The sequence below is a fragment of the Stenoxybacter acetivorans DSM 19021 genome, assembly GCF_000745895.1.
Lineage (GTDB): Bacteria > Pseudomonadota > Gammaproteobacteria > Burkholderiales > Neisseriaceae > Stenoxybacter > Stenoxybacter acetivorans.
Window position 1 is genome coordinate 15,185 of record NZ_JQKE01000023.1, and the last position, 25,622, is coordinate 40,806.

General features: G+C 43.8%; 29 protein-coding genes. 21 read left to right on the top strand and 8 right to left on the bottom strand.

Annotated features, from left to right (window positions below):
• Window positions 1–23 precede the first annotated feature (23 nt).
• The 13 genes from mltA (at window position 24) to hemA (ending at window position 9,863) form a co-directional block, all read left to right on the top strand.
• Entirely contained in the window at window positions 24–1,337 is a 1,314-nt protein-coding gene (mltA, locus tag Q384_RS04240) for a murein transglycosylase A (RefSeq protein ID WP_037586161.1), read from the top strand.
• Window positions 1,338–1,456: 119 nt separating this feature from the next.
• Window positions 1,457–2,986 carry a hypothetical protein gene (locus Q384_RS04245; RefSeq protein WP_037586162.1) on the top strand — a complete coding sequence of 510 codons (1,530 nt, stop codon included), beginning with the start codon at window positions 1,457–1,459 and terminating at the stop codon, window positions 2,984–2,986.
• A gap of 2 nt (window positions 2,987–2,988) precedes the next feature.
• Complete coding sequence (locus tag Q384_RS04250; RefSeq protein ID WP_037586163.1) at window positions 2,989–4,110, top strand: hypothetical protein; 1,122 nt, start codon at window positions 2,989–2,991, stop codon at window positions 4,108–4,110.
• Window positions 4,111–4,129: 19 nt separating this feature from the next.
• Entirely contained in the window at window positions 4,130–4,666 is a 537-nt protein-coding gene (locus Q384_RS04255; RefSeq protein WP_037586164.1) for a GTP-binding protein, read from the top strand.
• A 9-nt stretch (window positions 4,667–4,675) separates the two neighbouring features.
• The gene (locus tag Q384_RS04260; RefSeq protein ID WP_037586166.1) at window positions 4,676–5,326 is read left to right on the top strand and encodes a hypothetical protein; all 651 of its coding nucleotides are present in this window, start codon (window positions 4,676–4,678) and stop codon (window positions 5,324–5,326) included.
• A 44-nt stretch (window positions 5,327–5,370) separates the two neighbouring features.
• Window positions 5,371–5,739 carry a roadblock/LC7 domain-containing protein gene (locus Q384_RS04265; RefSeq protein ID WP_037586167.1) on the top strand — a complete coding sequence of 123 codons (369 nt, stop codon included), beginning with the start codon at window positions 5,371–5,373 and terminating at the stop codon, window positions 5,737–5,739.
• 204 nt (window positions 5,740–5,943) lie between these two features.
• Window positions 5,944–6,330 (top strand): 30S ribosomal protein S6, encoded by a 387-nt coding sequence (gene rpsF, locus Q384_RS04270; protein ID WP_037586168.1) that lies wholly within the window; start codon window positions 5,944–5,946, stop codon window positions 6,328–6,330.
• A gap of 15 nt (window positions 6,331–6,345) precedes the next feature.
• On the top strand, window positions 6,346–6,642 hold the full coding sequence (gene priB / locus Q384_RS04275; RefSeq protein ID WP_037586169.1) for a primosomal replication protein N: 297 nt from the start codon (window positions 6,346–6,348) through the stop codon (window positions 6,640–6,642).
• Window positions 6,643–6,648: 6 nt separating this feature from the next.
• Window positions 6,649–6,879, top strand: coding sequence for a 30S ribosomal protein S18 (rpsR, locus tag Q384_RS04280; RefSeq protein WP_037586170.1), 231 nt, complete (start codon window positions 6,649–6,651; stop codon window positions 6,877–6,879).
• 14 nt (window positions 6,880–6,893) lie between these two features.
• On the top strand, window positions 6,894–7,346 hold the full coding sequence (gene rplI, locus Q384_RS04285) for a 50S ribosomal protein L9 (protein WP_037586171.1): 453 nt from the start codon (window positions 6,894–6,896) through the stop codon (window positions 7,344–7,346).
• A gap of 121 nt (window positions 7,347–7,467) precedes the next feature.
• On the top strand, window positions 7,468–8,100 hold the full coding sequence (gene pdxH, locus Q384_RS04290) for a pyridoxamine 5'-phosphate oxidase (RefSeq protein WP_037586198.1): 633 nt from the start codon (window positions 7,468–7,470) through the stop codon (window positions 8,098–8,100).
• The gene (locus Q384_RS04295) at window positions 8,039–8,557 is read left to right on the top strand and encodes a hypothetical protein (RefSeq protein WP_156956445.1); all 519 of its coding nucleotides are present in this window, start codon (window positions 8,039–8,041) and stop codon (window positions 8,555–8,557) included. Before pdxH ends, Q384_RS04295 begins: the two co-directional genes overlap by 62 nt.
• Before the next feature lie 49 nt (window positions 8,558–8,606).
• A complete protein-coding gene (hemA, locus tag Q384_RS04300; protein ID WP_037586174.1) occupies window positions 8,607–9,863 on the top strand; it encodes a glutamyl-tRNA reductase in 1,257 nt (418 codons plus the stop codon).
• A 179-nt stretch (window positions 9,864–10,042) separates the two neighbouring features.
• Here hemA and Q384_RS04305 read toward each other — a convergent pair whose 3' ends face one another.
• From Q384_RS04305 to topA, 3 genes are all read right to left on the bottom strand, one after another.
• Window positions 10,043–11,401 (bottom strand): sodium-dependent transporter, encoded by a 1,359-nt coding sequence (locus Q384_RS04305; RefSeq protein WP_037586175.1) that lies wholly within the window; start codon window positions 11,399–11,401, stop codon window positions 10,043–10,045.
• Window positions 11,402–11,688: 287 nt separating this feature from the next.
• Complete coding sequence (locus Q384_RS04310) at window positions 11,689–12,063, bottom strand: YbaN family protein (RefSeq protein ID WP_037586176.1); 375 nt, start codon at window positions 12,061–12,063, stop codon at window positions 11,689–11,691.
• 47 nt (window positions 12,064–12,110) lie between these two features.
• Complete coding sequence (topA, locus tag Q384_RS04315; protein WP_037586178.1) at window positions 12,111–14,405, bottom strand: type I DNA topoisomerase; 2,295 nt, start codon at window positions 14,403–14,405, stop codon at window positions 12,111–12,113.
• 221 nt (window positions 14,406–14,626) lie between these two features.
• Here topA and Q384_RS04320 point away from each other — a divergent pair, with 221 nt between their 5' ends.
• The 4 genes from Q384_RS04320 to proC all read left to right on the top strand — a co-directional run bounded on the left by Q384_RS04320 (window position 14,627) and on the right by proC (window position 17,727).
• Window positions 14,627–15,040, top strand: a complete 414-nt coding sequence (locus Q384_RS04320; protein ID WP_037586180.1) for a YidB family protein — start codon at window positions 14,627–14,629, stop codon at window positions 15,038–15,040.
• Between the two features lie 148 nt (window positions 15,041–15,188).
• Window positions 15,189–16,094: an acetylglutamate kinase gene (argB, locus tag Q384_RS04325; protein ID WP_037586181.1), complete on the top strand. Its 906-nt coding sequence runs from the start codon at window positions 15,189–15,191 to the stop codon at window positions 16,092–16,094.
• Between the two features lie 119 nt (window positions 16,095–16,213).
• Window positions 16,214–16,939, top strand: a complete 726-nt coding sequence (locus tag Q384_RS04330; RefSeq protein WP_037586182.1) for a YggS family pyridoxal phosphate-dependent enzyme — start codon at window positions 16,214–16,216, stop codon at window positions 16,937–16,939.
• Window positions 16,936–17,727: a pyrroline-5-carboxylate reductase gene (proC, locus tag Q384_RS04335; protein WP_037586183.1), complete on the top strand. Its 792-nt coding sequence runs from the start codon at window positions 16,936–16,938 to the stop codon at window positions 17,725–17,727. The genes Q384_RS04330 and proC overlap by 4 nt, the downstream gene beginning before the upstream one ends.
• Window positions 17,728–17,970: 243 nt before the next feature.
• Here proC and Q384_RS04340 read toward each other — a convergent pair whose 3' ends face one another.
• The 4 genes from Q384_RS04340 to Q384_RS04355 all read right to left on the bottom strand — a co-directional run bounded on the left by Q384_RS04340 (window position 17,971) and on the right by Q384_RS04355 (window position 21,221).
• Complete coding sequence (locus Q384_RS04340) at window positions 17,971–18,333, bottom strand: CZB domain-containing protein (protein ID WP_051940449.1); 363 nt, start codon at window positions 18,331–18,333, stop codon at window positions 17,971–17,973.
• Between the two features lie 154 nt (window positions 18,334–18,487).
• Window positions 18,488–18,865, bottom strand: a complete 378-nt coding sequence (locus Q384_RS04345; RefSeq protein ID WP_037586200.1) for a hypothetical protein — start codon at window positions 18,863–18,865, stop codon at window positions 18,488–18,490.
• Between the two features lie 543 nt (window positions 18,866–19,408).
• Entirely contained in the window at window positions 19,409–20,845 is a 1,437-nt protein-coding gene (locus Q384_RS04350; RefSeq protein ID WP_084224388.1) for a TolC family protein, read from the bottom strand.
• A gap of 13 nt (window positions 20,846–20,858) precedes the next feature.
• Entirely contained in the window at window positions 20,859–21,221 is a 363-nt protein-coding gene (locus tag Q384_RS04355) for a hypothetical protein (RefSeq protein WP_211251079.1), read from the bottom strand.
• Between the two features lie 247 nt (window positions 21,222–21,468).
• Here Q384_RS04355 and rpe point away from each other — a divergent pair, with 247 nt between their 5' ends.
• Both rpe and mnmA read left to right on the top strand, forming a co-directional pair.
• Window positions 21,469–22,170, top strand: a complete 702-nt coding sequence (rpe, locus tag Q384_RS04360; RefSeq protein WP_037586186.1) for a ribulose-phosphate 3-epimerase — start codon at window positions 21,469–21,471, stop codon at window positions 22,168–22,170.
• Between the two features lie 12 nt (window positions 22,171–22,182).
• On the top strand, window positions 22,183–23,283 hold the full coding sequence (gene mnmA / locus Q384_RS04365) for a tRNA 2-thiouridine(34) synthase MnmA (RefSeq protein ID WP_037586203.1): 1,101 nt from the start codon (window positions 22,183–22,185) through the stop codon (window positions 23,281–23,283).
• A 181-nt stretch (window positions 23,284–23,464) separates the two neighbouring features.
• Here mnmA and Q384_RS04370 read toward each other — a convergent pair whose 3' ends face one another.
• Complete coding sequence (locus tag Q384_RS04370) at window positions 23,465–23,707, bottom strand: hypothetical protein (protein WP_037586187.1); 243 nt, start codon at window positions 23,705–23,707, stop codon at window positions 23,465–23,467.
• A gap of 918 nt (window positions 23,708–24,625) precedes the next feature.
• Here Q384_RS04370 and Q384_RS12600 point away from each other — a divergent pair.
• Window positions 24,626–25,105, top strand: coding sequence for an OB-fold protein (locus Q384_RS12600; protein ID WP_051940451.1), 480 nt, complete (start codon window positions 24,626–24,628; stop codon window positions 25,103–25,105).
• A 266-nt stretch (window positions 25,106–25,371) separates the two neighbouring features.
• Window positions 25,372–25,622, top strand: a 251-nt coding sequence (locus Q384_RS04380; RefSeq protein WP_037586188.1) for a transposase, incomplete at its 3' end; no start/stop codon positions are given.

Sequence of the window (25,622 nt, forward strand, 5' to 3'; positions counted from 1 at the left end):
ATGGAAGACAAACTGATTTGAACATGAACGTGGGTGGATTCAGGCGAATTTTAACGGGTGCTTTGGTATTGGCGATACTGGCGTGTGCCAAAACGCCGACAATTGTGCCGCAGACAGTTGAACCGAAACCGGCGGCGGGTTTTACTGCACCTTTGCCTTTGCATCAAGTGTATTATCCCGGTGTGGGTGGGGTTGGCTACCGCACGGTGGGTTTTGATGAATTGCCGCAATGGCATCAGCAAAATTTTGTTGAGAGTTTGAATGCGTTTAAGAAAAGCTGCCTGAAATTGCAAACACAGATTCAGTGGCAATCGGTTTGTAATGCGGCATACGCCGTGCCGCAGCGGCAACAAGCGGCAAAGCATTTTTTTGAGTATTATTTTACGCCTTGGGAAGTGAGTCAGAACGGGAAAGTATCCGGTTTGGTAACAGGGTATTACGAACCGGTATTAACGGGAGATATTGAGGCGACAGCAAAGGCGAAATACCCGATTTACGGCGCACCGAATGATCTGGTTACAGTGGCATTACCTGCCTTTTTGCGTCATGCCAAAAATAAGGTTCATATACGTCTGATTACTGCTAATCAAGGTGAAATTGCCGAAAACGGCGAATACATTGCTAATTTGGCGCAGTTTGTGCTTACCGGTAAAAGCGATGTGATTAAAGGGCGGATTGAAGGAAATGCTTTTGTACCGTATTACACGCGTGCACAAATCAATGCGGGGGTACTGTCGAATAAAGCACCGATATTGGCATATGCCGATAATCCGATTGAGTTGTTTTTTTTGCAGGTGCAAGGCTCCGGTCAATTGAAAACGCCTCAAGGACAATATCTTCGATTGGCGTATGCCGATAAGAATGGCCATCTTTATGTTTCGATTGGTAAATATATGGCGAACATGGGTTATCTGCCTTTGTCTGCCACCAGTATGCAGGGCATACGTGATTGGATAAATAGTCATCCGGAGCGTTTGTCGGAAATTTTGGCGCAAAATCCCAGTTATGTTTTTTTTCAGGCAGCCCAGCCGCAAGTCAATGAGGGTCCTGCCGGTGCTTTGGGTGTGCCGCTGACGGAAGGTTATTCGGCAGCGGTGGATAAGCGGTATATTTATTTGGGCGCACCTATTTTTTTAGCAACAACTCACCCGCAAAGCGGCTTTGGGTTGAACCGCCTGTTGTTGGCGCAAGATACCGGCAGTGCCATTCAGGGAGCAGTGCGTGTGGATTATTTTTGGGGCTACGGTGATGCGGCAGGTGAATTGGCGGGTAAGATGAAATATACGGGTTATGTGTGGCAGCTGCTACCCAATGGTATGTTGCCGGAAGTGAGGTAAGACGGTGCGTTTTTTATTTGCTTTATGTTGCAGTGCTGGGGTATATTTTCCACTTTCATGGTTTTGGCGGCAATTATGGCAGTCATAATGTTAAAAGCAAAAGAGAAAGGCGGGCGAGAATGAGTATTTATGTCTTGATTCCTTTGCTGTTGTTGCTTGTGGTGCTGGTTGTATTGAATAAGCGTCAAAAGCAGGAGAAAATTGAACCTGATGGGAAGAAAAAGATACAGGCATCAGGTAAGGGAAAAAAAGCTGTATCAAGGGAGAGGATTGCCACTAAAAAAATCGATAAATCTGCCGGTAAAAATAAAGAAGCTGAATTAAAAGCGGGAGCAAAGAAAGAGTCTGCTGCCGTTGATGTGAAGCGAGGATCGGTTGCTTCTTCAGAAGAAGATGACTGGGATTGGCAAGCAGCACCTGTTGCTGCAACTTCGGTTGCCGTAGAGGAAGTGGATCGTTTAACGGAATATAAGGTCTATAAGCAGTTTGGTTATTTCCAAAAAGCAGCAGAATCATTAGGCGGCTACCTGAAAGAAAATACACTGAAACAAGGCGTTCGCAATGCTTTGGTGTTGGAATTGGCGGGTTTATGGCTGGAAGCGAAAGATGCTGATAGCTTGTGTGAAGTAATTGATTCATATCGTGATTCTTTATCTCATGAAGAGCAGGAAAATTTAATTCGGCAAGGTTTGCAGCTGGATGGCAATAATTTGCCTTTGCGTGTATTGGCGGAAGAATTGCTGGGCTGGGGGGTGCTGGAAGCAGAAAAAGAGGTTGGCGTCTCTCCGGAAAAAAATAACGAAATCGCCGCTGAGGTTATCAGTAAAACAAAAACAGAAATGCCTGCTTCTCGTGAAGAATCTGCTCAAGAACACTTTAGCTCTCAAGAGCATTTGGACTTGGTAACGGGCAATGTTGATTCTTTCCGTATTCGTGATGAAGAAAAAGAAGCTCTGCTGAATTTTGCTGATTCAGAACGCAGTTGGCGGTTATTAAAAGGGCAAATGCCTTATGATGTGGCGGTGCGGTGCTTGAATAAAGCCATTGCTCACGCAGAAAAACCCGCTGATTTATTGATTGACGCATTGACTGCAGATCATCAAAATCGTGATGTCAGTGAATTTGCACAACATCTGTGGCGGCTTTATTATACTTTGGGTGTGTATGGCAGTAGAATTAAAAGTTCTATGCTGCAATGGGGTTCCGGCTTGGGTTTGCATCCTGTTTTTGATGCGCTGCAAAGTAATCCCAACGAAACTCAGCTAAGAGAAATTGGTATGTCGTTCGGTTATTTACCTGTTAACAGCAGTGCTATGAAAGCAAGGTGGTTGCCGTTGGTGGGAAGTGCCGGTAATGGTGACGGACAGACAAGCGGTACACCTGCCGAGAAAATATTGAGCGAAGCGGAAACTCTGTTAAATTATGGTCAACTGGATTACGCCATGGATGCGCTGGAAAACGCAATTGTCAAATATCCCATGGAATCGCAGCTTTACATTACTTTATTTGGTTTATATGAACGCTCGGAAGATTGGGATCGTCTGCAAAACACCCTACAGGTTATCCGTGAACAAATTAAAACACCGCCGCAGGAGGTAACGTTGGCTATGAGTCAATTATTGCAACGCATGAATCGAAAAGTGGGATAAGAATGGAAGCTAATATTTCTCAAGGTGTTCGTGTGTTATTATTGAACGTGGATGCGCGGCAAAGTGCCATGTTGCATATGGCATTTAAGATGCGTGCTACTGATCATTATACGATTATTGAAGATGGTCAAGGTGTACCGGATTTGGTTTTGGTTGATGGCGACGGACAAGATGGTCAAAAAGAGTGGTTGTCTGCTAAGCAGCGTTATGAATCATCTGTTATTGTTTTTTTTGCGCGCAAACCGCCCGAGATAACCGCACCCTACTTAGCCAAGCCGCTGAAATTTGATACCTTGTTTACCAGTTTGCGTAACTTGCGAAATGGCAACGGTATCTGGTTGGCTGACAGCGATAAGGCGAATGTCAGCAATGGACAGGACAGCAGCAAGAGCGGCAGCGGCAATACTGCACCATTGAGTCATGCTCAATCACAGAAAACAGCAAGCGGTGGACAGGAAACGCAGCGAGTCAGTATTCATCGTTTCTCTTGTGATGGTACTTTATTGGGTGCGCTGCAAGGATTGGCTCAGCAAACTCAGGATACGGCGATTACTTTGGATAATAAGCCGCTTTTAATTGTGTTTCCGAGTATCCAGCGGGTGTTTGTTGCTGTCAGTGGAGAAGAGTTGCGCGAATTCAGTATGCAAGCAGGTTTGGTTTTTCAGACTCGCCCGATTCCTGAAGGCAGTGAACAGTTACGAGACAAGGCTAAGATAACATTACAGTCTTGTATATGGCAGTTGGCTGTTTGGACAGCCAACGGGCGTTTAATGTCTCCGATACGTCCTGATACAATAATGAAACTGAAAGCATGGCCGAATATGACTCGGCTGGCATATTTGCCCGAATCCATGCGCTTATCGGCGTTTTTAGTAAAAACCCCGGTTGCGCTGGCTACTTTATATAAATTATTGCCCGTTGATATGGCTGATATATTAAACTACGTGGCTGCCACTTATGCGACAGGATTTTTGCAAATACAGCAGCCGGTTACCAATGAACCAAACAAACAAACAGATAATGGCGAAGTAACCATGTCCAGAGAGCGGCAGCACACAGAAGATGCGGCAGATGAACACAGTGGAATGTTGCAGCGGTTAATGGGCAGATTGCGCAGAAAGTAAATAAGGATTAACTTACATCATGATAGAAAACAAAATTATTTTTACCGGACCGGTTGGTGTTGGCAAAACGACAGCTATTGCAGCATTATCAGATGATCCACCTGTTCAAACCGATGCCAGTGCTTCAGATATGACACAAGTTCGTAAAGGTTATACTACTGTTGCTATGGATTACGGCGTGATTCGCTTAGATGAAAATCATAAAGTTCATCTTTACGGTACGCCGGGGCAAGAACGCTTTGATTTTATGTGGGGTATTTTGAGTAAAGGCAGCATGGGTTTGATTTTGTTGCTGGATAATACTCGTGCCAACCCTTTTAAAGACTTACAATTCTTCTTGACTTCATTCAGTGATTTGATACACGATGCACCAATTGTCATTGGCATTACCAAGATGGATTTGAGCAGCCAGCCCGGAATCGAATCTTATCAGCAGTATTTGGCGCAGCATGGTTTGAATGTGCCTGTTTTTGAAGTTGATGCTCGCAGCGAAGATGATGTGAAGCAATTAGTAACCGCTATGTTGTATTCTATTGATCCCGGTTTGAGAGGATAATAGTATTCCATGGAATCTACACTATTATTACAGCATAACCTATACCCTAAGGTAACACCGGCGGGGGCATATTATGCGGTATCCAATACGGGGCGCAGTGCAAGCCGCATGTTGCTGGCCAGCATATTGCAAGCCGATGTGAGCGAGGTTTTGACGGAAGATAAACTCAAACAATGGGCTGAAACAGACGACATCAATACAGCATTGAGTTTGTTGTATCGTTTACAGCGGCTGGAGTTCTTATATGGAGAGCGTCAAGCCAGTTCCCGATTGGTGAAGGTAACAGCAGATGAGTTTGATGGTATTCTCGGGCAGCTTTCCGATAATAACCGAGCGTTGTTGGTGGATAAAGATGGATTTTATTTTGCTAATGCAGGGTTTAACCACGAAACCGCAGAAGAAGTGGCGAATTTAGCCAGTGAAACTGTTCGCTTGATGGAGAGACACAGTTTGCTTATCAGAAATAATCTGAATATTTATAACACCGCAATGGGTATTTGCGATCCGACAGGGCAAAGTGAGCTAACTTTTTTCCCTTTTTATGTAGGTGATGTTAAAAATATTTTAGCAACCTCGGGTATGCCTTTGCTGAATGGGGAAGCATTCGTTACTTTGGTTCGATCCTTATACGTTTTGGTAGGTGATGACATCCGTCAATGATGCTGAAAACACAATTAATTTGAATTTGCTGGGAAGAATTAAAAATGCAAGAAAAACAATTATTAATCTCTGTTTTGAGTGATTTAAACAGCTCGTCCGGTGAGATTGTTGCATCGGCAGTGATTTCTACTGACGGTTTGCCTGTAGCCGCTTTGTTGCAAAGCGGTGTTGATCCGGATCGTGTTGGTGCGATGTCGGCAGCATTGTTGGCATTGAGTAGCCGTATTTCGCGTGAATTACAGCGAGGCAACTTGAAACAAGTGATTGTAGAGGGTGAGAAAGGGTATGTGTTGCTGATTCAAGCAGGAATCGGCAACGTGTTGGCAGTAACAGCCAATGAAAACGCCAAACTGGGTTTAATTTTGTTGGATGCCCGCCGAGCCGCTAAAAGCATTGTGGATATTTGCGGTTGATTATTTTGTTGTGATTGCTTTGCAATAAAATTTAAACAAAATTACTGCCTGAAAATAGCGAAAATGGTGGGTATTGAATTCCCGCCATTTTTGTATATTTGTTTTTCTTGTGTTTTTTTATGTTTTTCATTAAAATACTCGGTTCTATCAACCTTGCCTTTTACTTCGCATGGTAAAAGGATTTATTAGCCACAAGGAGTACACATGCGTCATTATGAAATCGTGTTCATCGTTCACCCTGATCAAAGCGAGCAAGTCGGTGCGATGGTGGAACGCTACAAAGAAACAGTTACAGAGTCCGGCGGTAAAATTCACCGCTTGGAAGATTGGGGTCGCCGCCAATTGGCATATCCCATTAACAAAATTCATAAAGCACATTATGTGTTGATGAATGTGGAATGTGAACCCAAAGTGATTGATGAAATCGAAACCGCATTCCGTTTCAATGATGCAGTATTGCGCCACTTAACCGTGAAAATGAATGAAGCGGTTACTGAGGCTTCTCCGATGATGAAAGAAGAGAAATCCAAAAGTTTGTTGAGCGGCAATGCCTCTGAAAAAACAGCTGAAGCCGTTGCTGAACAAGCATAAGCGAAAGTAAAAATTTTGGATAACCGGCTTCGCTTAAGTGCCCAAATCAAAAGTTTGGAAACCATTCGCTACACACCTGCTGGTTTGCCGGTGTTGCATATGTGGCTCAGCCACGAATCTTGGCAGGCAGAATTGGGGGAGCGGTATTTGGCAAAAATGGAAATAGAAGCCAAAGCACTGGGTGAAATGGCGTTAAATTGGCAATATCAAGTGGGCGATTGTGTTGAAATCAGTGGATTTCTTGCTCAAAAAGGATTGCGCCATACTCGGTCGGTATTGCACATTCAATCTATTCACGAAAATAAAGGTTAAAACGACATGGCTCGTCAATCATTTAAACGCAGAAAATTCTGCCGTTTTACGGTAGAAGGCATCAAACAAGTTGATTATAAATCTGTTGATTTATTAAAAGATTTTATTTCTGAAAACGGTAAAATTATCCCCGCTCGCATTACTGGCACCAAATCACATTACCAACGTCAATTATCGGTTGCGGTGAAACGTGCCCGCTTTTTGGCATTGTTGCCCTACACCGATCAACATAAATAATTAAGGAAAAAATCATGCAAATTATTTTGTTAGAAAAAGTTGGCGGTTTGGGCAATCTGGGTGATTTGGTTACTGTGAAAAACGGTTATGCCCGCAATTTCTTAATTCCGCAAAAGAAAGCTCAGCGTGCTACTTCGGCTAACTTGGCTGCTTTTGAAGAACGCCGCGCTGAATATGAAGCCCAGCAAGCCAAAATTTTGGCAGATGCACAAGTGCGTCAGGAAAAATTGAATGGTCAAACCATTACAGTGGCACAGAAAGCCGGTGTTGATGGTCGTTTGTTTGGTTCTGTAACCAATAATGATATTGCTGAAGCCATTAAAGCGGCCGGCGTTGATGTTGCCAAAGCCAATGTACGTTTGCCCAATGGTCCTTTAAAAGCAGTTGGCGAATATCTCATTGAAGTTGCTCTGCATACTGATGCAGTGGCAGAAGTTACTGTAGCGGTGATTGCTGCTACTGAGTAATCCTGTATCAAAAACAATCAGAATTCAGATTGGCTGAAAAAACGCACTGTCAAAAGCGGGAATTCCTGCTTGGGCGGTGCGTTTTTATGTGAAAGCGAGATAAATCGAAAATATGGAAACCATAGATTTGCACAATATCAGGCAAGACTACAGCAAGCAATCTTTGTCGGTGGCTGATTGCAGTGATGATCCACTGGTACAATTCAGAAGCTGGCTGAATGAAGCCATGCGTGCTCAGGTAAATGAACCCACCGCCATGAATGTGGCAACGGTGAATGAGCAAGGGCAGCCGAATGCCAGGATGGTTTTGCTCAAAGAAATTAATGACTGTGGTTTTGTTTTCTTTAGTAATTATCATAGCCGCAAGGGCAGGGCTTTGGCAGCAAATCCATTTGCCGCATTGACGTTTTTTTGGCCGGAATTAGAGCGGCAAGTGCGTATTGAAGGGAAAGTGAACAGGCTGTCTGAAACAGATTCCGATTTATATTTTGCTACACGTCCCTACAGCAGCCGTATTGGTGCATGGGCAAGTCATCAAAGTGAGGTGATTGGCAGCAAGCAAGAATTATTGGCAAAGGCAACCTTAATCGGTGTTAAACATCCGCTTAATGTACCGCGCCCGCCTCATTGGGGCGGTTATATAGTGTTGCCGGAGTTGTTGGAATTTTGGCAAGGCCGTCCCAGCCGTTTGCATGACCGTATTCAATATCGGCTGGATAAACAACAATGGATTAAAGAACGGCTGTCGCCATAGAGACATCATCATAGAGGCATTACCGGGGTTTTTCGGATATGGCTTGCTGTATAATGAGTGCTTCTCTTTCCTTGGCAGCAGGTGTTTGAAAATGAACCGGCATATTATTACAGCAGGGTTGATTTGCCTTTTGGCTTCTTGCAGCTCTGTATCCGTAACAGGTGAAACGGCGGCGGATTCTGTGCTGAAAAATGATGTTAGCCGCGAATTAAAGCAGATTTATCGGTGGACAGAAAATTGCAGCCGGATAATGGATATTGTTACAGAAAACAAAGGAACCAAAGTAGATGCGCAAGGGCGTGTTTTGGAAGTCAATGAAATATGGACGGTTTATGGTTGCGGGAAAAAAAAGGCTTATCCGATTAGAATGTTGCCTGATGCCAAAGGTGAAACAGATTATCATATTTTGGTTTCTCCAAAGAGTGCGGAACCAGTATCTCAAATATTAAAGCCTTGAGATTTTTTAAATGCGCCAAAATTAAATTTTAAAAATAAAACAAAAAATAATGCAAGCACTCACTACCATTGGTCTTAACCATCAAACCGCACCGCTCACAATTCGTGAAAAATTGGCGTTTCCCGCTGCTGTGCTGCCTGAAGCTGTGCGTGAATTAACCGGTAACAAAACAGTTTCGGAAGCCGTTATTCTCTCCACATGTAATCGTACTGAGTTGTATTGTATCGGTGATGACAGCGATGTGGTGCGCTGGCTTGCTGCCTACCACCAAATTGATGAAGCCGAAATTGCACCCTATTTATACCGATTACACAGCAATGATGCGGTGCGCCATGCTTTTCGTGTGGCTTGTGGTTTAGATTCTATGGTTTTGGGAGAGCCACAGATTTTGGGGCAATTGAAAGATGCTGTTCGTGTGGCGCAAGAGCAAAACGCGCTGCACGGTGAATTAAATGCCTTATTTCAAAAAACTTTTTCTATTGCCAAAGAAGTACGTACACATACTTCAGTGGGTGAGAATTCTGTTTCTATGGCGGCAGCTTCAGTCAAAATGGCAGAACAGATTTTTCCTGATATTAGTAAATTAAAAGTATTGTTTATCGGCGCGGGTGAGATGATTGAATTGGTGGCAACTTATTTTGCTGCCAAAAGCCCGCAGCAAATAACCGTGTTAAATCGTACACTAGCAAGGGCGGAGCAATTGTGTTCCGGTTTAAGTGTTCCGGCAAGAGCGGCGTTGCTGACTGCGCTGCCTGAGTTATTACACCAGCATGATGTGGTGGTGTCTTCCACTGCCAGTCCATTGCCGATTGTGGGCAAAGGGTTGGTGGAAAGTGCATTAAAGCAGCGGCGCGGTATGCCGATGTTTTTGCTTGATTTGGCGGTGCCACGTGATATTGAGGCCGAAGTAGGTAACTTAGACGATGCCTACCTTTATACCGTGGACGATATGATGAATATCGTTGAAAGCGGGAAAGAAGCACGAGCCAAAGCGGCCACTGAGGCAGAGCAGATTATCGGCAATAGAGTTAATGAATTTATGGAATGGCAGCAAGCTCGCCAATCTGTTCCGCTTATTTGCGCTTTGCGCGAAGAAGCAGAGCAAGAGCGGCAGCAAGTATTAGCCAATGCCAAAAAACGTCTTGCCCGAGGTGAACCACCTGAAATGGTGCTGGAACGATTGTCATATCAATTGACCAACAAATTGATGCACGCACCCACCCGAGTTTTAAATAAAGACAGTCAAAAATCTCCTGAATTGGTTCATGCCATCAGCCGAATTTATCATTTAGATAAAGGTTCTTAAAATTTTTCCTTATAAAATTAAATATTTTCTTTATTTGGTATATTTCCGAAATACCCTAAAAGCATTATTCCAGCGATTAAAATAATGCTTTTTTCTATGTTGTTTTGATCCATAGAAACAACAAAAAGCCAAACGAATTTGGCTTTTTGTTTATTTTTAAAAACAAGATAAGATTTAGTTCAACTCAACAAACTGGCAATAAAAATAACAATGATACCAATCGGCGCAACAAAGCGCAGAACGATGCTCCAAATTTGTGCTGCAGTGTCGCTTAAATTCAATTCACTCAATACCCCTTGCTGTTTCACAAACCAGCCCAAGAAAATCAGGGTTGCCAAACCGCCTAAAGGCATCATGAATTTGCTGGTGATTTTATCTAAAAAACTAAAGATATTGTTGCCAAAAATCAGAAACTTGTCCCATTCGTTAAACGACAACAAACAAGCAATCCCCAACAGCCAAACGGCAACACCGCCCACGACTGCTGCAACTTGGCGGTTTAGCGGCGTTTTTTCTTCCAAAAATTCCACGGTGGGTTCCAGCAAAGAAATGGCAGACGTGAGCGCGGCGAAAGTAACCAAAATAAAGAACAATGCACCAATAATTATGCCGCCGGACATGTTGCCGAAAGCAATGGGTAAAGTTACAAAAAGCAGTCCCGGTCCTGAATCCAGTTTTAAATTATTGGCAAACACCAGCGGGAAAATTACCAAACCGGCAGCCAGCGCGAAAATAGTATCCAAAATAATCACAGAACGTGCGGTTTTCAGCAAATTGATTTCTTTGCCCAAATAAGAGCCATAAGAAAACATAATGCCCATACCTAATGACAAAGTGAAAAAAGCGTGTCCCAGCGCAGCCAAAACCGATTGACCGTTGATTTTACTCCAATCAGGGGCAAATAAAAACGATACACCTTTACCGAAAGTATCGGTACTGAATATCACATATACCAGCATTATCAGCAGAATAATCGCCAAACCCGGCATCATGATTTTAGATGCACGCTCAATGCCGCTGCTCACGCCCATGGCGATAATGCCGATGGTCAGTGCCATAAACACCGTGTGCCACAGCAATAATGATTTAGGATTTGCCAAGAAATCCGTGAATACTTTATCGGTATCATCACCACTCATACCGCTGAACGTTCCTTTTAAAGTGATGAAAATATAGTCAATTGCCCAGCCGCCAATCACACTGTAAAACGACAGCACCAAAAAGCCCGCAATAATGGCAACCAGGCCGACAATGCCCCATGCTTTGGTTTGGTTATTTTGTTTGGCAACATCTTCTATTGCCAGCATCGGATTTTTTTGCCCGCGTCTACCGATTAACCATTCGGCAACCAAGAGCGGGAAGCCCACTAAGGCGATGCACAATAAATAGGTTAGCACAAAGGCAGAACCGCCGTTGGTGCCGGTCATGTAAGGAAATTTCCAAATATTACCCAAACCAATAGCCGATCCCGTTGCCGCCAGCAAAAAGCCAATGCGTGATCGCCATTGCCCATGAGCGTGTTTTAGTGTTCCACTCATCTCAATTTCCTTTCTGTGAAAATAAACTTCAAAACTTGAACTATTAATAATGTCAGTGAGTAAAATCATGCCATTAAAATTTACAAAAAACAAGGATAAATTTAATTTGATATAAATGAATTGTATTTTTTAGCATAAATAACCCGCAATAAAGATTGATTACTGAACATGTTGAATTAAAAATAAAGGAATATTGAGAACGGCAGAAAATAGCGGCGAGATATAATCATTTGTGATTATTGCGGGAAAAGTTGCTGTGTGTTGCCATGACAACGCGGTATTGGATTTTAACTTTCAGGCAGCCGCCACAGCCACCTCAATCCGACAGCACAAATCAATACGGCAATTAAGATTATCCAAGGGTATTGAGGCAATCTTATCCACAACACAGGTATGCTGATTGACATGGCTGCTGCCGATACATACTTTGCCCGGCGCGGTATGGCGCGGCGTTCTTCCCATTGCGTGATAATGCTACCGAATAGGGCGTGTTGGCACAGCCATTGGTGAAAGCGCGGTGATGCTTTTGCCCAGCAAGCTGCGGTGAGCAGTATAAACGGCGTAGTGGGCAGTAACGGCACAACAATGCCGATAATGCCAAGCAATAAGGACAGGCTGCCTGAAAGCCATAAAATGATGCGGTATGTTTTGCTTTTTAGCATAATGAAAATAAGGTGCAAAATCTGTTTTCAGGCAGCCTGAGGTGCAATTATTCTGCTTTTGTCGGTGCTTCTATCTGTTCAGCCCAGCCGCACTCTTTTTGCGGGCAAACTTTCTCTGTGCCGCGCCGTTTTGTGGTTTTGATGGTAAGAATAGGCCAACTGCATTGCGGGCAGGGTTCATTGATGGGCGGATTCCAAGTGGCATAATCACATTTTGGGTAAGTGTTGCAACTGTAAAACAGCTTGCCGTAGCGGCTTTTCCGTTCAATTAAATGCCCTTTGCCGCATTTTGGACAGAGCACACCGGTGTCTTTGGGTTTTTCCAAAGGCTCAATGTGTTTGCATTTGGGATAATTGGCGCAACCGATAAATTTACCGTAGCGTCCGCGTTTATACACCAACTGCCCGCCGCAATCGGGGCATTCCCGCCCTTCAACAATGGTGGGTTCTTCGGCTTCTTTGGCGGCATCTTCAGCCGTTTCATTGAGATTTCGCGTGTAGTCGCACTCGGGATAGCCCGAGCAGGCAATGAAGCGGCCGCGCTTGCCGAATTTGATTTGCAATTGGTGCTGCCCACATTTGGGGCAAACTTCGTCTAAACTTTCAGCGGTTAATTCAGCGCGCGGAATATCCTCTTTGGCTTTGACTTCTTTGTTAAAGCCTTTCCAAAATTGCTGCATCACCGGTATCCATTGCCGCTTGCCATTGGCAATATCGTCTAATTGATCTTCCAGCTTGGCAGTAAAGTGGTAATCCACATATTGAGCAAAATGCTCAGTGAGAAATTTATTGACCACTTCACCGGTGTCTGTGGGCAAAAATCGTTTTTGATCAAGGGTTACGTATTCGCGGTCTTTCAGCGTGGAGATGATGCTGGCATAAGTGGACGGACGGCCAATGCCGTATTCTTCCAAGGCTTTAACCAAGCCGGCTTCCGAGTAACGCGGCGGAGCTTGGGTAAAATGCTGTTCACCATATAATTTATCTATCGGCAGCATTTCACCTTCTTTTAACTCCGGCAATTTTTTGCTGTTTTCATCTTCTGCGTCTTCGTCCACGCTTTCTTCATACACGCTTAAAAAACCGGCAAAGGTTTGCACTTGTCCGTTGGCGCGGAAAATGCCTTTACCCACAACGATGTCAATGGTGGTGGTATCGAAACGGGCAGGCGTCATTTGGCAAGCAACGGTGCGCTGCCAAATCATTTGGTATAGCTTAAATTGGTCGGCATTTAAAAACGGTTTAACCGATTCCGGCGTGCGGTACACCGAAGTCGGGCGGATTGCTTCGTGTGCCTCTTGGGCATTTTTGGATTTGGTTTTGTAAAGTTTCGCACTGCCGGGCAGGAAATCTGTGCCGATTTTATTTTCAATATAATGGCGAATTTCGGCAACAGCATCGGCAGACAAGGTGAGTGAATCGGTACGCATATAGGTAATCAAACCCACCGCGCCTTGCCCCACGTCCACGCCTTCATAGAGTTGCTGAGCAGTGCGCATGGTGCGGTCAGTAGTCATACCCAATTTGCGTACGGCATCTTGCTGCAAGGTTGAAGTGGTAAACGGTGCGGCAGGATTGCGGCTACGTTTTTTCTTCTCAACTTTGGCGACTTGCGCTTCTTGTCCGGTAAGGGCGGCAATTTTTTCTGCTTGCGCCGCCTCGTTGGGCAAGTCGAATTGTTCTAACTTTTGCCCTTGCCAATGCGTGAGTTTGGCACTGAATTGAGTGCGGGATTTATGGCTGTCTAAATGCACAGTCCAGTATTCTTGCTCTTGGAAAGCGCGAATTTCGTTCTCACGTTCACAAATCAGGCGCAATGCAGGACTTTGCACTCGTCCGGCGGAAAGCCCGCGCCGAATTTTCTTCCACAGCAGAGGAGAGAGATTAAAGCCGACCAAATAATCCAAAGCACGGCGTGCTTGTTGTGCGTCCACCAATGTTTGTGATAATTCACGCGGATGCGCTACTGCGTCCAGTACTGCTTTTTTGGTGACTTCATGGAATACCACGCGCTGGGGTTTTAAATCTTTCAAGCCGCGCTTGGATTTTAAAATTTCCTGCAAGTGCCATGAAATTGCCTCACCTTCGCGGTCAGGGTCAGTTGCCAGATAGAGGTTATCGGCGACTTTGGCAGCAGACACAATCGCATCAACATGCTTGCTGTTGCGGGCAACCAGCTGGTATTTCATGTTGAAATCGTTATCAGTATCCACTGCGCCGCTTTTAGGAATTAAATCACGCACATGTCCGTAAGATGCCAAAATTTCAAAATCACTGCCCAAATATTTCTTCAGCGTTTTGGCTTTGGAGGGTGATTCAACAATGAGTAGGTTTTTTGCCATAGATTTTCTTTACAATTTTTTTGCTGTGCTGTTTGGATAACAAAGTAAGTGTATTTATTTTTCCAAAATATTTTCCAATATATAAGGCTTATTGCAGAAACGCAATGTATTCGTGCAGTGTTTCATTGTGCTTTGTGCATAAAAAGCAGTAAAATAAACACCGATGTATGGCAGTTTTTGCCATTAACAAGCAGTTTTAATCTTTTTTAAAGGAAATCACAATGGGTTTATTGGACTCTGTATTGGGCTCGGTTATGGGCGCTGTCGGCGGTAATAATCAGCAAGGTCAAGCCTTGCAGCTGGTAATGCAGCTGGTGAATCAAATGGGCGGCGTGGGTCAGGTATTCAGTAAGTTGCAATCTTCCGGTTTGGGCGATATTTTACAATCTTGGGTTTCCACCGGCAGTAATCAAACAGTGAGCGGCGAACAAATCAGCAATGCGTTCGGCAGCGATTTAATTAACCAAGTAGCAAGCAAAGTGGGCGTTGACGGTGGACAAGCGGCTAACCTGATTTCTCAGTTTTTGCCGATGATTGTTGATCAATTAACCCCCAATGGCGATGCTTCACAAGCGCAAGGTGCTGATTTGACTTCACTGGGTGCCAGCTTACTCAAAGGCTTCCTGAATAAATAATTTCAGTTGCTTGTGTGGTTTTATTGCCACATCGGCGGTTTGACGAGATAGAAAAAGCGGTTGCCGAAACAACCGTTTTTTTATTTAGATGCCCGAGAATTAGCGTTTCAGGTTGCCTGAAAGCATGAAATACGGATTGAGATAAAAAATGACGGAGCAACACAAAATACTCAACAGCAGTGATGCGAAAACCAAAGCCGCTGTTTTGGCAGAAGCCTTGCCGTATATTCGGCAATTTTCCGGCTGTACCGTAGTGATTAAATACGGCGGCAATGCCATGATTGAACCTGAATTAAAAGAGGGATTTGCCAAAGATGTGGTGCTGCTGAAGCTGGTGGGCATGCATCCGGTAGTAGTGCACGGTGGCGGACCGCAAATCAATCAATTGCTGCAAAAAGTCGGCAAAGAGGGGGTGTTTGTGCAAGGCATGCGTGTTACCGACGGCGAGACCATGGATATTGTGGAAATGGTGCTGGGTGGGCATGTTAATAAAGAAATTACCTCATTGCTGAACCAACACGGTGGCAAAGCCGTTGGTATTACCGGCCGCGACAGCCATTTTATCAGAGCCAAGAAAATGTTCATCAATACGCCCGAACGCAATGGCGTGGACATCGGACAAGTGGGGCAGGTAGAAAGTATTGATACTTCATTGATACAAGGTATGGTGAAGCAAGGTTATATTCCCGTGGTTGCACCAATCGGTGTTGGACGGCAAGGGGAAGCGTTTAACATCAATGCCGATGTGGTGGCGGGTAAATTGGCAGAAGCCTTAAATGCCGAAAAACTGATTATGATGACCAACACCGCCGGTGTTTTGGACAAAGACGGTCAATTGCTGACCAACCTGACACCGACACGAATTGATGAATTGATTGCAGACGGAACACTGCACGGCGGTATGTTACCGAAAATCAGTTCGGCACTGGATGCCGCACTGGGCGGTGTCAAAGCCACGCACATTATCGACGGACGTGTACCACATGCTTTGCTGTTGGAAATTTTTACCGATGAAGGTGTGGGTTCAATGATTTTGTGCGAGCGCGGCGCGTGAATTTACTGATCGAAGCGCATCATTTTTTGGAAAAATTTTTGGGGAAACGGTTTCAAGATGATTTTTTTAAGTTTTTATCCCGTTTTCAGACAGCTTGTTTGCTGTGAGTGTGTTCCGAAATGACAATCCAATCCAATCATTGTCTTATTGCCAACCGCCGAGCTGTATTGGCAGAAATTGAAGCACAGCGGCAGAGTGCAGCGGCACAGCAGCCGGTGCAGTTGATTGCCGTGAGTAAAACTTTTCCGGACGAGGATATTCGTATTCTGGCAGCCGATGGGCAGCGTGATTTTGGTGAGAATTACATACAAGAATTTGCTGCCAAAAGTGAAGCATTGGCAGATTTGCCGATTGTCTGGCACATCATCGGGCAGATACAATCCAATAAAAGCCGTGTGGTAGCCGAGCGAGCGCAGTGGGTACACACCATTGATCGCCCAAAAATTGCACAGCGACTCAATGAACAGCGCCCCGATAATTTACCGCCTTTACAAGTGTGCATCGAAATCAATATCGGCGGCGAAGACAACAAACACGGTATTGCACCTGATGAAGCCGAATTGTTGGCACTGGCACAAGCCATTGAAGCACTGCCGAAATTAACCTTGCGCGGATTGATGTGCGTGGCGAAAGCAGGCAGCAATCAAACAGAATTAAACCAACAATTTTTACGCATGAGCGAATTATTGCGCAGCCTTCAGGCAGCCGGATTGAAGGTTGATGTCTTGTCTATGGGCATGAGTGCCGATATGGATACCGCCATTGCATGCGGTGCAACGCATGTTCGTGTGGGCAGTGCGATTTTTGGCAGCCGAGCAACGGCAAATAACAAGGAAACAAAGTGATGATTTATTTTCTCGGTGGCGGCAACATGGCAACGGCGATTATTGCCGGTATGCGCAGCAAAGGCAGTGATGATATTTGTGTGGTTGAACGCAATTTGGAAAAACAGCAAGCATTGGCAGAAAAATACGCAGTCAAAACCACGGACAGGCTGCCTGAAATCAGTGCAGATGACGTGTTGGTGTTGGCAGTAAAACCCAAAGACATGCAGGCTACTTTGCAAGAAGTCAATACGCAGGGTGCTTTGGTGTTGAGCGTGGCAGCAGGGCTGACTGTTGCCACACTGAGCCGCTATTTAAATGGTGCTACACGCATTATCCGCATTATGCCCAACACACCGGCACAAGTTGGTCTTGGGGTGGCAGGCATGTATGCCGCAGAACACATCAGTGATGCAGATAAGCAGCGGGCAGAAAATATCATGCGCAGCAGCGGTGAAGTCGTGTGGCTGCCTGAAGAAAATGATTTGCATCGCATTACCGGCATCAGCGGCAGCGGTCCGGCTTATGTGTTTTATTTTTTAGCTGCTTTGCAGCAAGCCGCCGAAGAGCAGGGGTTTGATGCGGAGACAGCACAACGATTGAGTTTGGCAACTTTTAAGGGAGCAGTTGCATTGGCGGAAGTTTCCCGCGAAGATTTTCATCAATTACAACAGAATGTTACTTCAAAAGGCGGCACCACTTTTGAAGCCATTGCCGTTTTTGAACGCGGCAATATAAACAGCACCATTCGCGAAGGTGTACGCGCGTGTGTGGCACGTTCACAAGAAATTAGCCGTGAATTTGATTGAATAGTACCTGGTTTTTCTCTCTGAAAAAAAATAATAGCATAACTATATTTGAGATTTACTGATTATGTGAATCACATCGTGAATCACCTTACTAAAAAATACCAATCGGTTTAAGTTATTGAAAAAAATACAGTGTATTGAGCTGTTCCATTATATTATTCAACACCATCAAAAACAAAGAAAGTTCTGATGGTGTTGAAAGCGTGCCTGTAAAATCAAATATGCTTAAAACGGCTAATTGCACTATGCAGCAGCAAATGCCAGCACATTTTCTTTTACCCGCTGACTTAATATCGGCATTTCTTCTCTCAATGCCTCTGTAGCATCTAAAAATCTCGCCACTTCTTGATAAGACAAAATTTTACCCACACACAGATGAAATTCGGCGTGTGCTTTAAGCAAAGCGGCATATTCAGGCGATGCTTCGTATTGTTTGCCTTCTCCATACAAAAAAACACCCAAAGGGCAAAGATTATCCGCACTCGCCTTTTCAGGTTTGTATCGTTCAGGATTTTCTTGTCTCTTACTGGACTTTGGTTCTTTTAATTCTTGAATCCATGCTTCATGACCGGCAATTATTGCCGCTGTATCAATATTTTTACTCATTTTTTAGTTCTGCTTTTTCTATCTGTTTAATACACAAACACATCAATCAGCTGGGCAATATATTCGCAAAAAATACTCTATTCATGTTTTGATTTGCCCACTGCATTGATGAACGACTTATTTTCAAGTATCTGTTTTTAATATGAAATATAATTTATCGACCCAAATCATACAAAGTTCGTCTTGCCAATGCCAAATTCCCTTTATGCCTATCCACCACAACATAAAAGAACAATGATTCAAAAGAGTCGGAGTTGGGTGTTTTGTTACCATGAAGGTGAATACGAGTGAGGTGGTATTGATTTCCCAAAGTTACCAAAATATCTTCCACCTCCTCATCAATTTTTAACCTGTTAAGCGTAGCTACTTGGGCGTTCACTATCGTTGCCGCACCGGCAGCGGCATACTCCAGATCAATGTGATTCGTGTGCGTTTCTCCTACAATAATCATCCCTGTTTCGTAGTCAACGATAGCAGCTGCAAGAGCACCGTCAATGTCCAATAACTTATTAAGATTTACTGAATAATCCATGTGTTTTACTCCCATAAAATATTATTGCGTTTGCCATATGCATAGCTGGTAACAGTTGCACTTATACCTGCATCCTGTATGTTTATTATTACACAACATTTTACAAATAAAGACAACGCGCTTAAATACCTAACAAATAAATAACACTGTTTTGCATAAACTGATATTTTTGATTATTGTTTCTATATTATATTATATAATCAAATCAAATAATTACTACCGTTGTTTATTATTTGATTTGATTATACGCGAACTTCATAGATAATTGTTTAAAATAAATATTTACTTTATTTTCATAAATTTACACTACCTAACATCTGCGATTATGAAAATACCCGCTTTTATTGACTGATTAAAAGCAAAGGGTTGTGCCGGACAGCCGGAACAACCCTTTGTTCAATATAAAAAGCATCATCAAGAGAGAAGTGCTGTAACAGACTACTTCGTTATTAAAGTGCCAAACAGTAAATAACAACGCTTTGCGTTTTACTTACTGCTACGCAGCTTGAAAATATAAATTTACCTTTAGTTACAATAGTTTATTTAAAAGTAACCGCCTTGAGATTTTAAAATAACCGATGATTTTATATTATTGACTTGAGGCAAAGGCAAGTAACGCCCCGCCATAGCTTGATAAATTAAGTTTTCATTTTTCAATACAGTATAGCGATTATTTAACAAATTTTGCGCCGAGGACAATTCGGTATTCAAAGCACTGAGCCAATCGCTGAGTGGGTTTGCTCCATATTGATAGCGAATTTGGTAATAACGGCTGTTTTTTTGGTCAAACCGATGTTTTTCTTCAATATTGGCTAAGGTATCACGGCTGAGTTGATATTGAGTATAAAAACCGCTGACTTCATTTAATGAAGTGGTTAAGGTTTTTTCAAAGTCTAATTTGGCTGATTCAAATGCCGCTTCGGCTTGTTTGTTTTGCCAATGCAGATGCTGCCAATCCAAAAACGGCAAATTGATGGATATTGCTCCTGCGCCAATCGGAATATTAAATGCACTGCGATACTCATCAGATGAGGTATTGACCGCCGCACTTAAACTGATGCTTGGATACCAGCTTTTTTGTGAGGCTTGTTGATTGGTATATGCTTTTTGTAAACGATATTCGGCAGCACGCAAATCGGGGCGGCCAGACAAAACCGACAAAGGAATATTTAAATCAACCGTGTGAATGGCAAGGTTAGTCAAACGAATCGGTTGCAGATTCAGGGGTTCATTCGGATGAATATTCAATAAATTACGCAGATTTTGCTCTAAATTTTGTCGGTTTTGGCGCAAACCAATCAAAGCATTTTCGGCACTCAATAAAGATTGATTGGCATTGGTGGGGTTGATGCTGGATACTTTGCCTACTTTGTATTGGGTAGTGGCAATACGTGTAATTTCTTGATATTGCGCAATACTCTTCTCCGTGAGTGCAATGGCTTCGTTTACATAAGTGAGCTGAAAATAAGCATCAATCAGGCTGTTCACCAAAGACAAGCGAGCAGCAACGACATCTTCTTCGGCAGCGCGGTATTCCCATCCAGCCGCCGCGGCAGTATCGCGCACTCTTTGCCAAAGGTCTAATTCATAATTTAAGCCAATTTTTCCCGAAAAACTGTGCGAAGAATGACTGCCGTCTTTCAGGTTTTTATTTACTGAAGCACCGATTGAACCACTGCCTTGCGGCCACAAATCAGCACCGGCATCATTGGCCTGAAAACGCGCACGTTCAGCATTGATAGCTGCTTGTTTTAAATCAACATTATTATTTAAAGCACTTTGAACCAGATGATTAAGCTGCGAATCACCATAAATTGTCCACCATTGCCTGTCTGTTTGATATTGCGCTGCCGCTTCTTGCTCACTCAACATACCGGCTTTAGTCAGTTGCTGCTGCGGGTAAGGGGTGCTGACAGCACAGGCAGATAAATACAAAACTGTGCTGACACTGCTTAAGGCTACCTGAACTTTTTTTTTCATATTGTATTTAATTTCAGTAACTGTTTTTCAAGCAGCTGTTCATCCAATATTGCCGCTGTTTCGGATTGAGTATCTGCCAAAAATCGTATTGCCCTTCAAGTTCTTGAACCCTTATTTGAATTCGCTGTTCATAGGTGTTTAAAACATATTGCCGGGCGAGCTCTTCATCAAACACAGGTTGAGATAATAGCTCAGTCATTTGTTTTAATTCTTTGTTTTTATTAAAAGCATCTTGGTTTACGGAAGCAAGTACTCCGTTTCTGTAACGGGTGCGCACGTAATGCAAACGGGATTTTTGCAGCTCACTCAAATTAAGCCGACGCACATCACAGCTGGGTGTTTCGGCAGCCGATGCCATATTGAACAGAGTTGCCATTGCCGCAATAAATAAACAGCTGAATAGTTTCAAGTAAAAAGCAAGCTTAACCACAATGTATCAATCCATTATCTGACTGGGCTGGATTGTAAAATTGTTACGGGTGAAACGATGTATAATGACCGAAAATTTGAGTAAATTACTGATTTTTTAGTAAGGAATCAACATTATTTTGGTGTCAATTCCTCTGAGTATTTAATTTTCGATATTATTTTTCAAACAGCCCCCTGATTGAGAACACAAATAGATGAGTAAGACAGATTTTCGCATTGCCCCCAGTATTTTGTCAGCCGATTTTGCCCGTTTGGGTGAGGAGGTTCAACAGGTGATTGCAGCCGATGCGGATTGGATTCATTTCGATGTTATGGACAATCATTATGTTCCCAATCTAACTTTTGGTCCGATGATTTGCCAAGCCTTGAAGCCCTATGCTGCTGTTCCCATGGATGTGCATTTAATGGTGGAACCGGTGGACGCGATGATTGAAGCCTTTGCCAAAGCCGGCGCGAACATCATCACTTTTCACCCGGAAGCCAGCCGCCATATTGACCGCAGTTTGAGTTTAATCCGCGATTTAGGCTGCAAAGCCGGTTTGGTATTAAATCCGGCAACTTCGATATCTGTGCTGGAACATGTATTAGACCGATTAGATGTGGTGCTGTTGATGTCGGTCAATCCCGGCTTCGGCGGGCAGCAATTTATTGCACAAACCTTAAACAAAATTTGTCAAACCCGTATATTGTTAGACACACATCAGCAGCACAGCGGACAGCGGATATTGTTGGAGGTGGACGGCGGTGTGAAAGCCGATAATATTGCCGATATTGCACGGGCGGGCGCAGACACCTTTGTTGCGGGGTCTGCCATTTTCGGACACAGCGATTATGCGGCGCAAATTGCTGCCATGCGCTCGGCATTGTCTGCCGTGTCGGTGCATTCTGAACAATAAATGAAAACACACATGAAAATCAATCATCAGCCCTTGCCCAATATCGTGGTGGGCATGTCAGGCGGCGTGGATTCGTCGGTAGCCGCATATGTATTAAAACAAGCGGGCTACCCCGTTCGCGGTGTGTTTATGCAAAACTGGGAAGACGATAACGATGATGAGTATTGCTCAATTAAACAAGACTCGTTAGATGCCGTTGCCGTGGCGGATTTACTGGGCATGGATATTGATATTGTCAATTTTGCCGCACAATACAAAGACAATGTGTTTGCCTATTTTTTGCAAGAATACCAAGCAGGACGAACGCCGAATCCCGATGTATTGTGCAATGCCGAAATCAAATTCAAATGTTTTCTGGATTACGCGGTCAGCGGGGGTGCGGACAACATTGCCACCGGACATTATGCCCGCAAAGTGGTGCGCGGTGATGTGCATTACATGCTTAAAGGTGCGGATACCAACAAAGATCAAAGCTATTTTTTATATCGGTTAAAGCCGCATCAGCTTGAAAAATCGCTGTTTCCTTTGGGGGAATTAACCAAACCCGAAGTACGCAAGCTGGCTGAAAAAGCACATTTGCCCACAGCCGCAAAAAAAGACAGCACCGGTATTTGCTTTATCGGCGAGCGTCCGTTTCGTCAATTTTTACAGCGTTATCTGCCGACCAATCCCGGTGATATGATCACTCCTGAAGGTAAAAAAATGGGGATACACGAAGGTTTGATGTATTACACCCTGGGTCAGCGCAAAGGTTTGGGCATTGGCGGTGCGGGCGATGCTTGGTTTGTGGCGGGTAAAAATTTATCCGCCAACGAATTGGTGGTGGTGCAAGGGCATCAGCATCCTTTATTGCAAAGCCGGAGTTTAATCATGCACGACCTGAGCTTCACGCTACCTGAAAAACCCAAAGAAGGCATATACGGTGTCAAAACCCGTTATCGCATGGCAGATGCCGCAGCAAAATTAACATATTTGAATGAAGATTGCGCCAAATTGGAATTTCAGGAAGCACAATGGGCGGTTACACCCGGTCAATCTGCGGTGCTATATGACGGTGATTGTTGCTTGGGTGGCGGCGTGATTACAAAAACCGATCAGAACAGCATTGTATAGCCCTGCCTAAAATGTTTTTAGATATTATTATCTCTTAATAACAGTTTTCAAAATTTAACAAACACTTAGCCCTTAAATTCCATGATTTAAGAGCTGTTCGGGGTTTTACTTTGATTTAATTCAAATAATTCAGGCTATGCTTGAATCATCGTTTAACTTAAATCGGGTTTTGTCGAATATTTCACCATTTTTCCACATAGTGAATGCGAGCTGAGCCAATTTGCGCATTAAAGCAATAATGATGACTTTTTGGCTTACCCGCTTTTTCTAAGCGGCTGATGAAACCCAGCCATCGAAGAATTGATAGGCCTCCGCCGCGGGCATTAGGGCGCAACAATACCGATCCCAGAAAGCCGGGTGGTAAATTTCGACGGGCTTGCTCGCGGGTCATGCTGCGCATGGAGGCGGTGTAGCCGTTTTCCACAGCAGCACGCTTGGTTATTCCCTGTGGGTTTCGCCGCGGGGGTCGTTCACGTAGCCGCTCTCATGGTCGAGTATGCGGCCGATTAATACATCAAAAGCTGACATTATTCACCTCTCTTTTTATCGAATACCCATCCAATAAGGTATAAACAAACCAATACAGCAAGTAAGCGTGCGTATTGCTTAGTTGTGTTCTCGGTGTATCGCTATCAACTGTTCCAATACGCGCCAGTGATTTATTTCTTCACCGTGTTCATTGGTGCGTTGCGTTCTGCTTCCGCCAAAATTAAGGCTTCCAGTTCGGCTTCGTGTTCCGGCAATAGGCTACTCATACCGCCTCCGTTGTTCAGTCGTCGCCGCTATTGTGTAAGAACCGGCGGCGGAAATCTTTTAGAACCTATGTTCAATAATGTTTAAAAACCAATATTCAAAAAATTCTTAATAAAATCATATGGCGTATAATTAGCAGATAAACCAAGATAGTAGGTAATCCTTTATGTACCCGAGTGATTTGACAGATAGCCAATGGGCGATGATTGAGTCGTTTTTTGACATCATATGATTTTATTAAGAATTTTTTTTTGAACATGGGTTCTTAAAGCGGTTTAAGAATTTGCATCGCCGCACTTGTGACTATTGTGCGGGAACGGAACGGGAGAGTCTGTTATTGCGCAATAATATAGCTAAACTAATAAATTTTTCAAAACGACTAGCCAGAAAAATTACGGCTAATTATCTGAAATCTGCTGAATAGGCTATGTCTTCTTTTTTGAAAAAATAATAGTACAGCTATAAATTCGCGCCGGATGAGATAAGGCGAATAGAGCAAGAGGGGAAAAGAAAACAGGCTGCCTGAAAAAGGGCGCTTGTTGTACAATGCGCGCTCTTTCTTAAATTTTAAGTACAAGAGGTGAGGTAAATGAAAAAAGTAATTAAATGGGTTTTGATTGGTATTGCTTGCTTATTTGTTTTGGGCTTGCTCTTTGGTGGTAATAAACAAGGGACAACACAAGATACCGGCAATCGCGCTGCGAGCGCGCAAAACGCTGAATCTGCGAGCGCACAAAACGCTGAATCTGCTCCCGTTGAGGAAATGTTGAAAGTCACAGCTGCACAAATGGTTAAAACCTACGATGATAACGAGGCCGCAGGCGATGCTGCGTACAAAGGTAAAAAATTGGCCATTACCGGTACAATTGAAAGCATTAACAAAGACATATCGGACAACACAGTGATTAATTTCAAAGGTAAAGATTTTTCCCATGTTATGGCCAACTTGGCAGATTCTGAAGAAGAAAAAGCCTTGAAATTGAAAAAAAATACACAGTTGACCGTGATATGCATCGGCGATGGTGAAGTAATGGGTTCACCTGTTGCGCGTAATTGCATTATTCAGTAATTGTATTTTTCAAATACTAAAGCCACCTGAACAACCTTCAGGTGGCTTTTATGTGCGTGGGCGCAACGGGGCAATCGTCCGTTATTGCTCAGTAAGAAATACGGAGGATAGCTGACAGAACGGGGAGGAGAGAAAAAAACAGGCTGCCTGAAGAAAGGGCAGCTTTTCGGCAAAAGTATCGCCGGCGATACTTTTGCTTGTACCACATCTTTAGTGTTCAAAAATCTGTGTCAATCCCCTAAACTATTCCAAATAGGAGACAACACATGAACAACCCCATATTCGACTTTAAAACAGCACTTAAACAGCTTCAATCAGGTCAAGCACTGACAGGCAAAGACGGCATACTCACCCCGCTTATCAAACAACTGACCGAAGCTGCTCTTGATGCCGAAATCGAACATTATCTCGAACAGAACCCACAAGAGCCCAACCGCCGCAACGGTTACACCAAAAAGACGGTCAAGGCAAATTCCGGCAGCTTTGAATTGGAAACACCGCGAGACCGAAACGGTGA

Excerpts from the sequence above, each read along its gene's own strand:
- mltA (WP_037586161.1), top strand. The coding sequence starts at position 24 with ATGAACGTGGGTGGATTCAGGCGAATTTTAACGGGTGCTTTGGTATTG.
- Q384_RS04245 (WP_037586162.1), top strand. The coding sequence starts at position 1,457 with ATGAGTATTTATGTCTTGATTCCTTTGCTGTTGTTGCTTGTGGTGCTG.
- Q384_RS04250 (WP_037586163.1), top strand. The coding sequence starts at position 2,989 with ATGGAAGCTAATATTTCTCAAGGTGTTCGTGTGTTATTATTGAACGTG.
- Q384_RS04255 (WP_037586164.1), top strand. The coding sequence starts at position 4,130 with ATGATAGAAAACAAAATTATTTTTACCGGACCGGTTGGTGTTGGCAAA.
- Q384_RS04260 (WP_037586166.1), top strand. The coding sequence starts at position 4,676 with ATGGAATCTACACTATTATTACAGCATAACCTATACCCTAAGGTAACA.
- Q384_RS04265 (WP_037586167.1), top strand. The coding sequence starts at position 5,371 with ATGCAAGAAAAACAATTATTAATCTCTGTTTTGAGTGATTTAAACAGC.
- rpsF (WP_037586168.1), top strand. The coding sequence starts at position 5,944 with ATGCGTCATTATGAAATCGTGTTCATCGTTCACCCTGATCAAAGCGAG.
- rpsR (WP_037586170.1), top strand. The coding sequence starts at position 6,649 with ATGGCTCGTCAATCATTTAAACGCAGAAAATTCTGCCGTTTTACGGTA.
- rplI (WP_037586171.1), top strand. The coding sequence starts at position 6,894 with ATGCAAATTATTTTGTTAGAAAAAGTTGGCGGTTTGGGCAATCTGGGT.
- Q384_RS04295 (WP_156956445.1), top strand. The coding sequence starts at position 8,039 with ATGACCGTATTCAATATCGGCTGGATAAACAACAATGGATTAAAGAAC.
- hemA (WP_037586174.1), top strand. The coding sequence starts at position 8,607 with ATGCAAGCACTCACTACCATTGGTCTTAACCATCAAACCGCACCGCTC.
- Q384_RS04305 (WP_037586175.1), bottom strand. The coding sequence starts at position 11,401 with ATGAGTGGAACACTAAAACACGCTCATGGGCAATGGCGATCACGCATT.
- Q384_RS04310 (WP_037586176.1), bottom strand. The coding sequence starts at position 12,063 with ATGCTAAAAAGCAAAACATACCGCATCATTTTATGGCTTTCAGGCAGC.
- topA (WP_037586178.1), bottom strand. The coding sequence starts at position 14,405 with ATGGCAAAAAACCTACTCATTGTTGAATCACCCTCCAAAGCCAAAACG.
- Q384_RS04320 (WP_037586180.1), top strand. The coding sequence starts at position 14,627 with ATGGGTTTATTGGACTCTGTATTGGGCTCGGTTATGGGCGCTGTCGGC.
- argB (WP_037586181.1), top strand. The coding sequence starts at position 15,189 with ATGACGGAGCAACACAAAATACTCAACAGCAGTGATGCGAAAACCAAA.
- Q384_RS04330 (WP_037586182.1), top strand. The coding sequence starts at position 16,214 with ATGACAATCCAATCCAATCATTGTCTTATTGCCAACCGCCGAGCTGTA.
- Q384_RS04340 (WP_051940449.1), bottom strand. The coding sequence starts at position 18,333 with ATGAGTAAAAATATTGATACAGCGGCAATAATTGCCGGTCATGAAGCA.
- Q384_RS04345 (WP_037586200.1), bottom strand. The coding sequence starts at position 18,865 with ATGGATTATTCAGTAAATCTTAATAAGTTATTGGACATTGACGGTGCT.
- Q384_RS04350 (WP_084224388.1), bottom strand. The coding sequence starts at position 20,845 with ATGAAAAAAAAAGTTCAGGTAGCCTTAAGCAGTGTCAGCACAGTTTTG.
- Q384_RS04355 (WP_211251079.1), bottom strand. The coding sequence starts at position 21,221 with ATGGCAACTCTGTTCAATATGGCATCGGCTGCCGAAACACCCAGCTGT.
- rpe (WP_037586186.1), top strand. The coding sequence starts at position 21,469 with ATGAGTAAGACAGATTTTCGCATTGCCCCCAGTATTTTGTCAGCCGAT.
- mnmA (WP_037586203.1), top strand. The coding sequence starts at position 22,183 with ATGAAAATCAATCATCAGCCCTTGCCCAATATCGTGGTGGGCATGTCA.
- Q384_RS12600 (WP_051940451.1), top strand. The coding sequence starts at position 24,626 with ATGAAAAAAGTAATTAAATGGGTTTTGATTGGTATTGCTTGCTTATTT.